The following is a 14,152-nucleotide window of genomic DNA, read 5'->3' as shown; positions in this document are numbered from 1 at the left end:
CCATCACCGCGGCGAGCAGCAGCACCGCCAGCGCGAGGACCGGGGCGGGCCCCCGGGCGCCGCGCCCCGCCCGATCCGCGCGCCCGCCCTGCCCGGACCCCGGGGGCCGCGGCCACGCGCTGATCGCGGCGTGATGTCGGCCGCGCTTCCCCGTGCGATCGGCTCCGGTTACCGTTGCGAGGCGATGACCACTGTCGGACAGACGAGCGTCACCTGCGCGGTGTGCGGGCGCGAAAGCCGCCAGCGCGCGGTGCGTGGCGGTGGTCCGGCGGGTCCGCCCGATCTCGACCTGCGGCCGGGCGAGACGACCCGCAGCACCATGGCCTACTGGCTCCAGCAGTGCCCGACCTGCGGCTATGCCGCCCCCCGGCTGGACGAGGCCACCCCCGCCGCCGCCGCCGTGGTGGCAGGCGGGCCGTATCGCGCGCTTCTGGCCGAGACCTCCTACCCGCCGCTCGCCCGTCGCTTCCTCTGCCGGGCCATGATCCTGGAGGAGACGGGCGAGCTGCACGCCGCGGCGGAGGCGACGCTGCAGGCCGCCTGGGTGGCGGACGACATGCGCAAGCCGGATCTTGCCCGCGAGTGGCGGCTCACCGCCGTCGCGCTCTTCCGTCAGGGGCCTGCGCCCGACCTCGAACAGCAGGTGCGGATCGTCGACATCCTGCGGCGCGCCGGGGACTTCGGTGCCGCGGCCGCCCAGGCGAGCGCCCTGGAACGCGGCCACCTCCCCGAACCCGTCGACCGGGTGGTCGCCTTCGAGCGGAAGCTGATCGCCGCCGGGGACGCCCGCGCCTACTCCGTCGCCTCGGCGCTGCCGCCGCCTGCCGCCCGGCCGCATGCCTCGCAGCGCGGCCCGGCGACCGGCCTGCCGCTGATGCGGCCCGTGTCGGGCGGCGGCCTCTTCGCCGTCCTCAGGCGGCTGTTCCGCCGTCGCTGACGGCGGCCGGGACCAGCCACCGCTCGGCGGCGGGTTCCTCGAGGGCGGCGGCGATCGCGGCCCGGGCATGCAGGGCGACGGCGAGGCGCGCCGAGGTGGCGACCGCGGCCTCGGCCAGCAGGCGGCGCGGTCCGATCAAGGTGCGCCCGGCCCCCTCCTGCTGATCAAGGAACGGGACGCGGGCGGCAGCGATGGTCGCCGTGAAGACGCCGACGCGCGCATCGCGCATGCCCCGCCCCGCCGCCGGCAGCGGCACCTGCAGCGTCCGCCAGAAGGCCAGGTCCTCGGGGACGATGCCGATCTCCTCGGCGAGTTCGCGCCGGATCGCCTGTTCGGCGGACTCGCCGGGTTCGACGGCGCCGCCGAACAGTCCCAGCGCGCCCGGATGCAGGATGCCGGGCGACCGGTCACGGATCTGCATCAGGTAGCGGCCGCGCTCGTCGACGATCAGGGCGGCGGCGAAGTGCGGTCTCACTGCTCGCGCCCCGTGCCCCAGGCGCGCAGGAACGTCTCGACCGCGGCCGCGACGACCGCGCGGATCTCGGCCGCGTCGGGTGCGGGCGGGACACCGAGCATGCGCCGCATCAGGGTGGAGCCCCGCTGCAGGGCGAGGAACTGTTCGGCAGCGACGGCGGGGTCGCCCGGGCGCAGCCGCCCCTGCCGCTGCAGCGCCGCGAACCAGCCCGCGACCCATTGGATCATGCGCCGTGGCCCGCTCTCGTAGAAGGCCCGGCCCAGCTCCGGAAATCGCGATCCCTCGGCGAGCACCACGCGCTGGATCGCCATCACCTCCTCGCGGCAGAGGAAGGACAGGTAGCCTTCGCCGAGGGCTACCAGCGCCCCGGCGAGATCGTCCTCGTGGTCGGTGAGACAGCAGGGCCGTCCCTCGGCGTGGCGTTCGCACGCTTCGCCGACGATCGCGGCGAACAGCGCGTCCTTGCCCTGGAAGTACGCATAGAGCGTCGCTTTCGAGACCCCGGCCTCGCGGGCGATCGCGTCCATGCTGGTCGCGCCATATCCCTGGGCCATGAACAGCCGGGCCGCGGCCTCCATCACCTGGCGTCGCTTGCGCTGGGAGGTGGTCAGCGCCGTGATCGGCACATCGACGGTGTGCGTATCGTTCATCATGTTCCGTTATGATGAACTGAACGGTTCAGTACATCAATGCGGTCGGCGCGCAGCGCGGCCCCGCGATTGGTCGCCTCCCGGGTCCGGACCGGGCGGCCGCACCGGCAGGACCGCGACGACGCATCAGTTTCGGAGCGGGATGACGACCCTGCGAGGGGAAGCGGGCTACCCGGCCGGCCGGTCCGTCAGATCGGCGTTGCCCACGCGCCGGCCGGCGAGATCGTGCAGCGGGCGCGGCCAGGCGCCGACGAAGCCGAGCCGGTCGAACTCGTCGGCGAGGGCGCGCAGGATGCGGGCGATCTCCGTGGCCGGATGGTGCTGGAAGGCGGGGCCATCCGTGCGGATCGACAGATGGAAGATGTTCATCGTCAATCGACCTCCTGGCTCGGATCGCAACGTGCGGCTCTATCCGCGGCGTGGTGTAGGCCGGTCCGCGTTAACCGATCCTGATCCGCGGCCGATCGCGGCGCGGTGGCGGGACGGGGACCGGCCTCCTGCGGCACGCCGCCGCCGGCCGGGCGGGATATCCCGCCGAGGCGGTGCGCCGATGTCTCGGACGACGGCGTCTTGAACCGGGTCGCCAAGGCGTGGAGGATGTCCGCGCGGGAACGGCACGCCGCGCCGGTCGCCGGCGCCATCCTCCGGCAGGCTGGCGTCGCCCGGCGATCACCCCGCCCACGCACATCCGGGCCCTCCGGGCATGACCGGCATCCCGGGCCCGCTCGACCCGAAGATCTGTGCCCCATGAGCGATCACGACCACTACAGTGACGAGGACCTGCGGGACATCCTGCGCTCGGTGCGTCTCATCGCCATGGTCGGCGCGAGCCCCGACTGGAACCGGCCGAGCTTCTTCGCGATGAAGTATCTTCAGGCCAAGGGCTACCGCGTCATCCCGGTCAATCCCCGCGCGGCCGGGCAGACCATCCTCGGCGAGACGGTCCATCCCGACCTCGCCGCGCTGCCGGTGACCCCAGACATGGTGGACATCTTCCGCAACGCGGAGGCGGCGGGCCCGATCACCGACCAGGCGATCGCGCTGGGCGCCAAGGTGGTCTGGATGCAGCTCGGGGTGCGCAACGACGCCGCGGCGGCGCGCGCCGAGGCGGCCGGGCTGCGCGTGGTGATGAACCGCTGTCCCAAGATCGAGTACATGCGGCTGTTCGGCGAGCTCGGCTGGCAGGGCATCAACACGCAGGTGCTCACGAGCCGGCGCCGCCCCCTCGCCCGCGCCACTCGGAAACTGATGTGATCCCATGAGCCAGTCCCGCACCTTCGGCTTCGAGACCCGCGCCATCCATGCCGGCGCCGCCCCGGACCCGGCGACCGGCGCGCGCGCCACGCCGATCTACCAGACCACAAGCTTCGTCTTCGACGACGCCGACCATGCGGCGACGCTGTTCAACCTCCAGCAGGCGGGCTTCATCTACTCCCGCCTGACCAATCCGACGGTGTCGGTGCTCGAGGAGCGTCTCGCCAGCCTGGAGGGCGGGCGCGGCGCGATCGCGACCTCGTCGGGCCACGCGGCGCAGCTCCTCGCGCTGTTTCCCCTGATGCGGCCGGGCGAGGAGATCGTCGCGGCCCGCCAGCTCTACGGCGGATCGCTCAACCAGATGGGCAACGCGTTCCGGCGCGCCTTCGGCTGGGTCACCCACTTCGTCGACGCCACCGATCCCGAGCGGGTGCGCGCCGCGGTGACCGACAGGACCCGGGCGATCTTCGTCGAGAGCCTCGCCAATCCGGGCGGCATCGTGATCGACCTGCGCGCCATCGCCGACATCGCGGATGCCGCCGGCGTGCCGCTGATCGTCGACAACACGCTCGCCACTCCCTGGCTGTGCCGGCCGATCGAGCACGGCGCCACGCTGGTGGTGCACTCGACCACCAAGTTCCTCTCCGGCAATGGAACGTCGATCGGCGGCGCGGTGATCGACAGTGGCCGCTTCGACTGGAGCCGCGGCGGCCGGTTCCCGGCGCTGTCCGAACCCGAGCCCGGCTATCACGGCCTGCGCTTCTTCGAGACCTTCGGCGACCTCGCCTTCTCGGTCTATGGACACGCCGTGGGGCTGCGCGATCTCGGCCCGTCGCAGGCGCCGCTGAACGCCTTCCTGACCCTCGCCGGCATCGAGACCCTGCCGCTCCGGATGGAACGCCATTGCGCCAACGCGCTGGCGGTCGCGCAATGGCTGGAGGGCCACCCGAAGGTGGCCTGGGTGAGCTACGCCGGGCTGCCGTCGAGCCCGTTCCATGCGCTGGCGCAGCGCTACCTGCCGCGCGGTGCCGGCGCGGTGTTCACCTTCGGGCTGAAGGGCGGCTACGAGGCCGGCATCAAGGTGGTGGAGTCCGTGCAGCTGATCAGCCACCTCGCCAACATCGGCGACTGCCGGTCGCTGATCATCCACCCGGCCTCGACCACGCATCGCCAGCTCACGCCCGAACAGCTGGCCGCGGCGGGCGCCGGGCCGGAGGTGGTGCGGCTGTCGATCGGCCTGGAGAGCGTGGCCGACATCATCGCCGACCTCGAGCAGGCGCTGGCGCAGCTTCCCTGACCCGCCGCGCCGACGCTTGACGCGGGCGTCCGGGGCGCGCACCTGGGAACGGTGCGGATCGTCGTCGCCATGTCGGGCGGCGTCGACTCCTCGGTGGTCGCCGGCCTGATGGCCGAGGCCGGGCACGAGGTGATCGGCGTCACCATGCAGCTCTACGACCACGGGGCCTCCGTGGGACGGAAGGGGGCCTGCTGCGCCGGCCAGGACATCCACGATGCGCGCCGGGTCGCCGACCGGCTCGGCATCGCCCACTACGTGCTGGACATGGAGGCGCGGTTCCGGAGCGCGGTGATCGAGGACTTCGCCGACACCTATGCCCGGGGCGAGACGCCGATCCCGTGCCTGCGCTGCAACCAGCGCCTGAAGTTCGCCGACCTCGTCGGTCTCGCGCGCGATCTCGGGGCGGAGGCGCTGGCGACCGGCCACTATGCGCGCATCGCGGCGGCGCCGGACGGCCCGGCGCTCTGCCGCGCCGCCGATCCGGCGCGCGACCAGTCCTACTTCCTGTTCGCGCTGAACCGCGCCGATCTGGCGTTCCTGCGCTTCCCCCTGGGCGGGCTGCGCAAGACCGAGGTGCGCGCCCATGCCGCGCGGCTTGGCCTGGCGGTGGCCGACAAGCCGGACAGCCAGGACATCTGCTTCATCCCTGACGGCCGCCATGCCGACCTCGTCGCGCGGCTCCGCCCGGAGGCGGCGGAGCCCGGCGAGGTGGTGGGCCTGGACGGCGCGGTGCTCGGCCGGCATCGCGGGGTGGCGCGCTACACGGTCGGCCAGGCGCGCGGACTGGGCGAGGCGTCGTGGCGCGCGGGCGAGCGGATGCACGTGGTGGCGATCGACGCGGCGCGGCGGCGCGTCGTGGTGGGGCCGCGCGTCGCGCTGGGCCGGCGCGAGGCGGTGGTGTGCGAGGTGACCTGGCTGGTCGATCCGCCCGCCCAGGACCTGCGCTGCGCGGTGAAGCTGCGCGCCCGCGAGGCGCCGCGGTCGGCCAGCGTCCTGTGGGACGGGATGCGGGCGCGGGTCGCCCTCGACGCGCCGGCGACGGTGGCGCCGGGGCAGGCGGCGGTGTTCTACGCCGGCGACCGGGTGCTGGGTGGAGGGATCATCGCCGCCGCTTCGGTTGACAGTGCGGCGGGCCGGGACGTATCTCCCGCGGCCTGACGGGCGCGTGGGGCCGCTGCGGCCGCCCTGCGTGTCGGGCCCGGTGGCGGCGTAGCTCAGCTGGTTAGAGCACGGCACTCATAATGCCGGGGTCGGCGGTTCAAGTCCGCCCGCCGCTACCACTCCCGCGCCGCTCCGCCGGATCATCGCGGCGCAGACGGACCCTCCGTCGGGCCGCCGCCCGCCCGCCGGAGCGTGCCGCGCCTGCGCGGAGGGCGCGTGACCGTCGCGGCAGGCGCCCTGGCCGTCGCACGATGCCCGGGCGGCGGGCCGGTGGAGCCGCGCAGCATCACCGGCGCCTCCAGCAGGGCTGTCGCAGGCGGCTCGGTCCGGCCGGCGGCGGCGGCGAGGCAATCCGCCGCCCTCCGCCCCATCTCGGCCGCCGGCACCCGCACCGTGGTCAGAGGCGGCGAGGCATAGGCGGCGAAGTCGAGGTCGTCGAAGCCGCAGACCGAGACGTCGTGCGGAACGGACAGGCCGAGCGAGCGGACGCCGGCGAGCGCGCCGAGCGCGAGATGGTCATTGCCGCAGACGATCGCCGTCGGCGGTTCGGGCAGGGAGAGCAGCACCAGCGCGGCGGCGTGACCGTCGGGCACGGTGTAGGGACGCTCCGTCAGGTAGGGCGGGGCGAGGGCGATGCCGACGGCGCTCAGCGCCTCCCGGACCCCTGCGACGCGGGCCATGGCCCGGTCGTTGCCGGTGGTGGGACCGGCGATCATCGCGATGCGACGGTGGCCGAGCTGCAGCAGGTGGTCGACGAGACGCCTCGCGGCCGCCCGATTGTCGAAGCCGATGCAGGCGACGGTGCTGCGGCTCGCCTCGCCGCTCCAGGTGACGACGACGGGCACGGCCGGGCGACGACGCTCGATGAGGGCCCAGACGGCGGACGGATGGTCCGCCCCGACCAGCATCAGGCCGTCGACGCCGCGCTCGAGCAGGACACGCACCTCGCGGGTCTCGCGCGCGGCATCGTAGCCGGCCGAGGCGATCAGCAGCGCGAAGCCGTGCTCGTCCAGGCGCTGCTGCAGCGCATCGATGCAGGCGGCGAAGACCGGGTTGTCGAGCGTGGGCACGATCGCGCCGATCGCCCTGCTGCGCCGCGAGGCGAGCGCGCGGGCGGCGCCATCGGCAAGGTAGCCGAGCCGGTCGGCCGCGTCCTGCACGCGGGCGCGCAAGGCGGCGGTGACCAGGTTCGGGCGGTTGAACACCCGGCTGACCGTCGCCACCGACACCTGGGCCGCCTTGGCCACATCGCGGATGGTCACCGGGGCGGTGGACATGAGTGCTTGTAAACGATTTCGCCCATTCGAGCCAAGCCTCGGGCGACCGCAGGCGAGAAATACAAGGGAATCCGTGGCGCTCTGGGTTGACAGGCGGGCATGATCGGGGCAGTCTGTGTAAACGCTTTCAAACGCCGCGGGATCGACGGCGGGGAGGAAACGGACGGTGCACGGGCTGCCCGCAGCACAGGCGGTGTCCGATGGCGCTGGGCGGTCGGCAGCCGGACGCAACGGCCCACGCCTGCTCGTCGCCGGCAGCCGGCGGTTCCGCATCGGCATCGCCAGCCTCGCCGGCACCCTCGCGCTCTGGTGGCTGCTCACCTCGCTCACCGGCCTCATCGGCCCGCACCGCTTCCCCGCACCTGCCGAGTTCTGGGCCGCCTTCGTCCAGATCGCCGTCGACGGCTACGCCGGCGGCACGCTCCTGACCCAGGCCTGGCACAGCACGCGCCTCGTCATCATGGGCTTCCTCGTCGCGATCGCGACGGGCGTGCCGCTCGGGCTCGTCATGGGCATCTCGCATCGCGCCGAGGCGCTGCTCAACCCCGCCTTCCTTCTGGTCCGGCCGATCCCGCCGCTCGCCTGGATCCCGCTCGCGATCGTCTGGCTCGGCCTCGGCGACGCCGCCAAGATCCTGGTGATCTGGTTCGCGGCCTTCGTCCCGTCCGTGATCAACACCTGGACCGGCGTGCGCAGCGTCGACCGTACGCTGATCGAGGCCGCGCGCGTGCATGGCGCGAGCGAACTGCGCCTGCTGCGGGAGGTCGTCATCCCCGGCAGCCTGCCGATGATGTTCACGGGGCTCAGGCTGTCGCTGCAGGCGTCGTGGACCACGCTGGTCGCCGCCGAGCTCGTCGGCGCCTTCTTCGGTCTCGGCCGCGTGCTCGACGCGGCCTATCGCGACATCAACCCGCCGATGATCGCGGTGGCGATGCTCGCCGTCGGCGTGCTCGGCGCGCTCACCACGCGGCTCGTCGCGGTCGCGGAACGGAGGCTGACGCCGTGGCGTTCATGACGATCGCCGGACGCGCCCCGCATCCGCGCGCGCTCCTCCTGCTCTCGTTCGCCGGTGCGGTCCTGTTCTTCGGCGGCTGGCACCTCCTCGTCGCGACCGGCGCCGTCTCGGCCCAGACGCTGCCCTCGCCCGTCACGGTGCTCGCCACCGCCTGGCGCCTCGCCTTCGAGCCCTTCGCCGGCCACACCCTGCTCGAGCACATCCTCGCCAGCCTCGGGCGCTTCGCCATGGGCTTCCTGCTCGCCGCGGCAATCGGCGTGCCGCTCGGCCTCGCGATGGGGCGCTTCCCGCTGCTTGACGACATCGTCTCGCCGATCTTCGAGGCGCTGCGCTTCATCGCCCCGCTCGCCTGGGTGCCCTTCGCGGCGCTCTGGTTCGGCACCGGCATCGGCGGGCCGGTCATGGTGATCTTCGCCGGTGCCTTCCCGCCCTGCCTGATCAACGCCTATCGCGGCGCGAAGCTCGTCGAGCTGCGCCTCGTCGAGGCGGCGCAGACGCTCGGCGCCGGCGGCCTGCGCATCATGGCGGAGGTGCTGCTGCCCGGCGCGCTGCCCTCGATCGTGGCGGGACTGCGGGTCTCCGCCGGCCTCGCTTGGCAGTCGCTGGTGGGTGCGGAGCTGATCGTCGCCTCCGCCGGGATCGGCTACGTGATGGTGCAGGCGCAGAGCAACCTCGCCCCGGCGATCGTCATGGCCGGCATGCTCTCGGTCGGGGCGATCGGGCTTGCGATCGACGTCGCGCTGCGTCGCGCCGAGCGCCTCGTCAGGGCGCGCTGGGGCCAGACCTGAGGGGGCGCCGCATGAAGGATATCCGATTCGAAAACGTGACGAAATCGTTCCCGACGCGATCGGGCAGGCCGTTCGTCGCGATCCGCGACGTCAGCCTGACGGTCGCCGAGCGCGAGTTCGTCGCGGTGGTCGGTCCCTCCGGCAGCGGCAAGACCACGCTGATGCGCATGGCCGCCGGGCTCGATCGCCCGACCGAGGGCAGCGTGCGCGTGGGCGGGCGCGAGGTGACGGCGCCGGGTCCCGACCGCGCGGTCGTGTTCCAGCAGTTCGCGCTGTTCCCCTGGAAGTCGGTGCGCGAGAACATCGCCTTCGGACTGCGCTGCAAGGGCGTGCCGCGCGCACGCCAGGACGAGATCGTCGCGCACTACCTGAAGCTGATGTCGATGGAGGGGACGGAGGACCGGTTCCCCCATCAGCTCTCGGGCGGGATGCAGCAGCGCGTCGCGATCGCGCGCTCCTACGCGATCGAGCCAGACGTGCTGCTGATGGACGAGCCGTTCGGCGCCCTCGACGCGCAGACGCGCACGGTCATGCAGGAGGAGCTGGTCCGGCTCACGCGCAAGGAGCCGCGCACGGTCCTGTTCATCACGCACGCCGTGGACGAGGCGGTCTATCTCGCGGACCGCGTCGTGGTGCTGGCGCGCGATCCGGGGCGGCTGCGCGAGATCGTCGACATCCGTCCCACCCGCGAGGCGGAGGAGTGGGGGGCCCGCCCGATCGAGGAGGTGATGGACCTGCCCTCCTTCACCCATCTGCGCACCCATCTCTGGCGCCTGCTGCGCGACCAGATCCGCCCCGACGACTGAACCGGCAACAACCGAAGGGAGAGAGACATGATCCGACGGATGCTTCTGGTCGCGGCTGCCGCGGCGTTCGCTGCCGGCCAGGCGCCGCCGGCCGCCGCGCAGGCGCCGGTGACCATCAAGGTCTCCTACCAGCCTTCCCTCTACTGGGCGGTGCCGTTCTTCATCGCCGCCGAGAAGGGCTGGTGGCGCGAGATGGGGCTGGCGCCCGAGTTCTCGACCTTCGCCGCCGGCGCGCCCCAGGTCGCCGCCCTCGCCGCGCGCGCCTGGGAGGCGGGCGGCACCGGTTCCGCGCCCGCGGTGCTGGGCGCCCAGCGGTTCGGCCTGCTCACCATCGGCATCACCAACGACGAGAGCCGCGGCAACGCCGTTGTGGCACGACGCGCCGATGTCGAGCGCATCCGCGCCAATCCCCAGGTCCTGAAGGGCCAGCAGATCCTGCTCACGACCAACAGCACCGGCGAATACGCCGTGCTTGCCTGCCTGAAGTCCTGGGGTCTCGACCGCCGCGACGTCACGCTCGTGAATCTGGGCCAGGCGCAGATCATCTCGGCCTTCACCGCCGGGAACGGGCTGCTCGCCGGCGTCTGGGCGCCCAACACCTACACGCTGCAGGAGCGCGCCCAGGGCGTCGTGATCTGCGACGGCAAGGAGGCCGGCGCCACCGTTCCCGGCGCGATCGTCGCGCGCGCCGACTGGGTGCGCGAGCATCCCGACCGCGCCGCCGCCTTCCTCGCGGTCTATCTCCGCTCGATCGCCTGGCAGCGCGCGAACCGCGACGAGACGATCGCGCTGATGCGCCGCTTCTACGTGCAGGGCGGCGTGACGCTCGACGACCGCTACCTCGCCGCGGAGATCGACACGCGCCCGACCTTCACGCTCGAGGAGCAGCTGCGGCTGTTCTCCCGCGCCGAGGGCCCTTCGACAGTGGATCGCTGGCTGACCGATCTCGGCGCGTATCTCGTCTCGACCGGGACCCTGCAGCAGGCACCCGATCCGACGACATTCGCCACCGACGAGGTGCTGAAGCGGATCGCGGCCGATCCGCGGCTGCGCGCCTTCGCGAACAACGAGTGACGGACGGGCCTGCGGGGGATCGGTCATGGCGGCGACCTGGCTGAAGCGCGCGGCGAAGACGCCGGCGAGCAACGAGGGAACGGCGCGTGCGGTCGCCGCCGAGATCATCGCGGCCGTGGAGGCCGGCGGCGAGGCGGCGGCGCGGGACTACGCGCGCCGCCTCGACGGCTGGGACGGGCCCATCCCCGTGCCGGCGGACGAGGTGGCGCGGGCGATCGCGGCGGTGCCCGCGCAGGCGCGCGCGGACATCGATGCGGCGATCGCCAATGTGCGGCGCTTCGCCGAGGCCCAGAAGGACAGCATCCGGGACTTCGCGATCGAGGTGGTGCCGGGCGTCCAGGCCGGGCAGAAGCTGGTGCCGGTCGCCTGCGTCGGCGTCTATGTCCCGACCGGGCGCTACGCGCACATCGCCAGCGCCTACATGGGCATCGCCACGGCCAAGGCGGCCGGCGTCGGTCACGTCGTCGCCTGCTCGGCGCCGTATCGCGGCGGGCCGATCCATCCGCTGGTGCTCTATGCCATGCACCGGGCCGGGGCGGACACGATCCTTACCCTCGGCGGCGTGCAGGCGATCGCCGCGCTCGCCTTCGGCCTGTTCTCGGGCCGGCGCGCCGACGTGATCGTCGGCCCGGGCAACAAGTATGTCGCCGAGGCGAAGCGGATGCTGTTCGGTCGGGTCGGCATCGACGTCTTCGCCGGCCCCTCCGAGATCGCCGTGATCGCGGACCGTTCCGCCGATCCCGAGCTCGTCGCCGCGGACCTGGTCGGCCAGGCGGAGCACGGGCACGAGAGCCCCGCCTGGCTGATCGCGCTCGACCGCGCGCTCGCCGAGCGCGTGCTCGCCCGCGTGCCCGGGCTGATCGAGGCGCTGCCGCCGACCGCGCGCGAGGCCGCTGGCTCCGCCTGGCGCGACTACGGCGAGGTGGTCGTATGCGACAGCCGCGAGGAGGCCGCCCGCATCGCCGACGACTACGCGAGCGAACATCTCGAGGTGCACTGCGTCGATCTGCCCTGGTGGCGCGACCGGCTGGTCAACTACGGCAGCCTGTTCCTCGGCGAGGAGACGACCGTCGCCTTCGGCGACAAGTGCAGCGGGCCGAACCACGTGCTGCCGACCAGGGCGGCCGCGCGCTATGCGGCCGGGCTCTCGGTGCACAAGTTCCTCAAGCCGCTGACTTGGCAGCAGGCGACGCGCGAGGGGGCGCGGCGGCTTGCCGAGCTCACCGCGCGGATCTCGCGCCTGGAGGGGATGGAGGCGCATGCCCGCACCGCCGATCTGCGGCTCGCGAGGTATTTCCCCGGCCATGCGCTGCCGCTCGGCACGCCGGTCGAGGCCTGAGCCTTCGTGACCGTGCTCGACCGGTTCCGGATCGACGGGCGGGTGGCGCTGGTCACCGGCGGCGGATCGGGCATCGGCCGGGCGATCGCGGCCGCGCTGCATGCCGCGGGGGCGGCCGTCGTGCTGGTCGGCCGACGCGAGGCGGTGCTTGCGGATGCGGCCCGGGCGCTCGGCGGGCGTGCCGCTGCGGTCGCCGGCGATGTCGCGGACCGGTCCGCCCTGGCGGCGCTGGCGGCGCGGGCGGCGTCCCCCTTTGGCGCGCCCGACATCGTGGTGCACGCGGCCGGCCTGAATGCCCGCGAGCCGTGGCAGGACGTCACGGATGCGAGCTGGGACGCCCAGATCGAGGCGATGCTGGCCGCCCCCTTCTTCCTCTCCCGTCTGCTCGTGCCCGCGATGCGCGACCGCGGCTGGGGCAGGATCCTGGCGATCGCCTCGCTGCAGTCGGTGCGCGCGATGCCGGACAGCATCCCCTACGGCGCGGCCAAGGGCGGCGTGGTGCAGCTGACGCGCGCGATGGCCGAGGCATGGGGGCGCTTTGGCATCACCTGCAATGCGATCGCGCCGGGCTTCTTCCCGACCGCGCTCACCGGGCCCGTCTTCGCCGATGCCGCGCGCGCGGAACGGATCGCGTCAGCAACATGCCTTGGCCGCAACGGACGGCTCGAGGATGTCGAGGGCGCGGCCGTCTTCCTGTGCTCGCCGGCGTCGGACTACGTCACCGGCCAGGTGCTGTTCGTCGATGGCGGGTTCACCGCGAGATAGGCAGGTGGAGGATGAAGGCGCTGGTCTTCCTCGGTCCGGACACCGTCATGTGCCGCGACGAGCCGGACGTCCTGGCGCGCTCGGCCGACGAGGCGGTGGTGCGGGTGCACGCGGCCGGGATCTGCGGCAGTGACCTGCATGCCTATCACGGTCACGATCCGCGCCGCGTGCCGCCGCTGATCCTCGGCCACGAGGCGGTCGGGCGCACGCCCGACGGGCGCCGCGTCGTGGTCAATCCGCTCATCCCCTGCGGACGCTGCGCGCGCTGCGCCGAGGGGCGGACGCATCTCTGCCCAGAGCGCAGGATGCTGGGGATGCAGCTCCCTGGCTGCTTCGCCGAGGCCGTGGCCGTGCCGGAGGCCAACCTGATCCCCGTTCCGCCCCATGCGGGCGACGTCGCCGCGGCGCTGGCCGAGCCCGCGGCCTGCGTGCTGCACGCGTTGCACCTCTGCGCCCGCGCGCTCGCCCGGCCGGTGGCGGAGGCGCGGGCGCTGGTGATCGGCGGCGGCGCGATCGGGCTGCTGGCCGCCCTCTACCTGAAGGCCTGGGGCGCGCGCGGGGTGCGGCTGGCCGAGACCGCCGCCGCCCGGCGCGCCACCGTCGTGCGGACGGACGCCGCCGAGGCCTTCGATCCGCGCGCCATGCCGCCCGAGGCCGGCGCCTTCGATCTCGTCTTCGACGCGGTCGGCACGGCGCCGACGCGGCGCATGGCGAGCGCCGCGGCGGCACCGGGCGGGGTGCTGCTGCACATCGGCCTGCAGGACAACGACGGCGGCTTCGACGCCCGGCGCATCACGCTGCAGGAGATCGCGGTGCTCGGCAGCTACTGCTACACGCGGGCGGACATGGTGGCCGCGCTCGCGGCGCTGGCCGACGGCGTGCTCGGCGATCTCGCCTGGGTCGAGGAGCGGCCGCTGGCCGAGGGTGTGGCCGCCTTCGCGGAGCTCGCCTCCGGCCGCGCCTCGGCACCGAAGATCGTCCTTCGGCCGGGCTGAACGCGGCCTGCGCGGGTCAAGGACCCCGGGATCGCCGGCCCGTCTTCCGGCTTAGACCGTCGGTCCGGTCTCCGGTCGCACGGATGTGCGCGGGACCCGGACGCCGCCCGGGCGGATGCCGCCTTCATCTCTGGCGCAAGATGGGACAGGCTGGCCCGCGCAAGTGCGGGAGGGGTTCGCGCGGCGAGGTACGGCGCAGCGTCGCCCTGCGGCGCCGCTGGCCGGCCGGGACAGGGGCGGGGCGAGGGGAGGTGAGGCGCACCACACCGCGTGCGGCGCGCGACACGCCGCTCGAGACGACCGTCGCGCGCCTCGGCGC

The 14,152-nt window shown here is 73.5% G+C and carries 14 protein-coding genes, 1 tRNA gene and 1 pseudogene; 12 read left to right on the top strand and 4 right to left on the bottom strand.

Features of this window, described 5'->3' with window-relative positions; translation table 11 throughout:
* Positions 1-184: 184 nt before the first annotated feature.
* The gene (locus FK498_RS12785) at positions 185-937 is read left to right on the top strand and encodes a hypothetical protein (RefSeq protein ID WP_141855138.1); all 753 of its coding nucleotides are present in this window, start codon (positions 185-187) and stop codon (positions 935-937) included.
* On the opposite strand, the gene FK498_RS19775 is transcribed toward FK498_RS12785, so the two are convergent.
* The 3 genes from FK498_RS19775 to FK498_RS12770 form a co-directional block, all read right to left on the bottom strand.
* Entirely contained in the window at positions 912-1,412 is a 501-nt protein-coding gene (locus FK498_RS19775; protein ID WP_202614843.1) for an NUDIX domain-containing protein, read from the bottom strand. The two genes, FK498_RS12785 and FK498_RS19775, sit on opposite strands and share 26 nt — an antisense overlap.
* Positions 1,409-2,062, bottom strand: a complete 654-nt coding sequence (locus tag FK498_RS12775; protein ID WP_161988404.1) for a TetR/AcrR family transcriptional regulator — start codon at positions 2,060-2,062, stop codon at positions 1,409-1,411. Before FK498_RS12775 ends, FK498_RS19775 begins: the two co-directional genes overlap by 4 nt.
* Before the next feature lie 168 nt (positions 2,063-2,230).
* Positions 2,231-2,431 carry a hypothetical protein gene (locus FK498_RS12770; protein WP_141855134.1) on the bottom strand — a complete coding sequence of 67 codons (201 nt, stop codon included), beginning with the start codon at positions 2,429-2,431 and terminating at the stop codon, positions 2,231-2,233.
* 378 nt (positions 2,432-2,809) lie between these two features.
* On the opposite strand from FK498_RS12770, the gene FK498_RS12765 reads away from it, so the two are divergent.
* The 4 genes and pseudogenes from FK498_RS12765 to FK498_RS12750 all read left to right on the top strand — a co-directional run bounded on the left by FK498_RS12765 (position 2,810) and on the right by FK498_RS12750 (position 5,893).
* Positions 2,810-3,316 (top strand): CoA-binding protein, encoded by a 507-nt coding sequence (locus tag FK498_RS12765; RefSeq protein ID WP_141855132.1) that lies wholly within the window; start codon positions 2,810-2,812, stop codon positions 3,314-3,316.
* 4 nt (positions 3,317-3,320) lie between these two features.
* Positions 3,321-4,613 (top strand): O-acetylhomoserine aminocarboxypropyltransferase, encoded by a 1,293-nt coding sequence (locus tag FK498_RS12760; RefSeq protein ID WP_141855130.1) that lies wholly within the window; start codon positions 3,321-3,323, stop codon positions 4,611-4,613.
* A 27-nt stretch (positions 4,614-4,640) separates the two neighbouring features.
* A pseudogene (gene mnmA / locus FK498_RS12755) lies at positions 4,641-5,771 on the top strand (tRNA 2-thiouridine(34) synthase MnmA); the annotation flags it as partial.
* Between the two features lie 45 nt (positions 5,772-5,816).
* A tRNA-Met gene (locus FK498_RS12750) sits at positions 5,817-5,893 on the top strand.
* A gap of 21 nt (positions 5,894-5,914) precedes the next feature.
* On the opposite strand, the gene FK498_RS12745 is transcribed toward FK498_RS12750, so the two are convergent.
* The gene (locus FK498_RS12745; protein ID WP_141855126.1) at positions 5,915-7,051 is read right to left on the bottom strand and encodes a LacI family DNA-binding transcriptional regulator; all 1,137 of its coding nucleotides are present in this window, start codon (positions 7,049-7,051) and stop codon (positions 5,915-5,917) included.
* A gap of 166 nt (positions 7,052-7,217) precedes the next feature.
* Between FK498_RS12745 and FK498_RS12740 the strand changes: the two genes are divergently transcribed.
* From FK498_RS12740 to FK498_RS12710, 7 genes are read left to right on the top strand one after another with little or no spacing between them, the layout of a single operon-like run.
* A complete protein-coding gene (locus FK498_RS12740; RefSeq protein ID WP_237560933.1) occupies positions 7,218-8,066 on the top strand; it encodes an ABC transporter permease in 849 nt (282 codons plus the stop codon).
* Entirely contained in the window at positions 8,063-8,854 is a 792-nt protein-coding gene (locus FK498_RS12735; protein ID WP_237560935.1) for an ABC transporter permease, read from the top strand. The genes FK498_RS12740 and FK498_RS12735 overlap by 4 nt, the downstream gene beginning before the upstream one ends.
* A 35-nt stretch (positions 8,855-8,889) precedes the next feature.
* On the top strand, positions 8,890-9,660 hold the full coding sequence (locus tag FK498_RS12730) for an ABC transporter ATP-binding protein (RefSeq protein ID WP_237560932.1): 771 nt from the start codon (positions 8,890-8,892) through the stop codon (positions 9,658-9,660).
* A gap of 27 nt (positions 9,661-9,687) precedes the next feature.
* The gene (locus tag FK498_RS12725) at positions 9,688-10,734 is read left to right on the top strand and encodes an ABC transporter substrate-binding protein (RefSeq protein ID WP_141855120.1); all 1,047 of its coding nucleotides are present in this window, start codon (positions 9,688-9,690) and stop codon (positions 10,732-10,734) included.
* 25 nt (positions 10,735-10,759) lie between these two features.
* Positions 10,760-12,073 (top strand): histidinol dehydrogenase, encoded by a 1,314-nt coding sequence (gene hisD, locus FK498_RS12720; RefSeq protein ID WP_141855118.1) that lies wholly within the window; start codon positions 10,760-10,762, stop codon positions 12,071-12,073.
* A gap of 6 nt (positions 12,074-12,079) precedes the next feature.
* Positions 12,080-12,838, top strand: a complete 759-nt coding sequence (locus FK498_RS12715) for an SDR family NAD(P)-dependent oxidoreductase (protein WP_141855116.1) — start codon at positions 12,080-12,082, stop codon at positions 12,836-12,838.
* A gap of 11 nt (positions 12,839-12,849) precedes the next feature.
* A complete protein-coding gene (locus FK498_RS12710) occupies positions 12,850-13,833 on the top strand; it encodes an alcohol dehydrogenase catalytic domain-containing protein (RefSeq protein WP_141855114.1) in 984 nt (327 codons plus the stop codon).
* The last annotated feature ends 319 nt before the right edge of the window (positions 13,834-14,152 follow it).

The sequence above is a fragment of the Elioraea sp. Yellowstone genome, assembly GCF_006704265.1.
Lineage (GTDB): Bacteria > Pseudomonadota > Alphaproteobacteria > Acetobacterales > Acetobacteraceae > Elioraea.
Note: the sequence above shows the minus strand (reverse complement) of the source record. Positions and strands in the feature narration are given on the sequence as shown.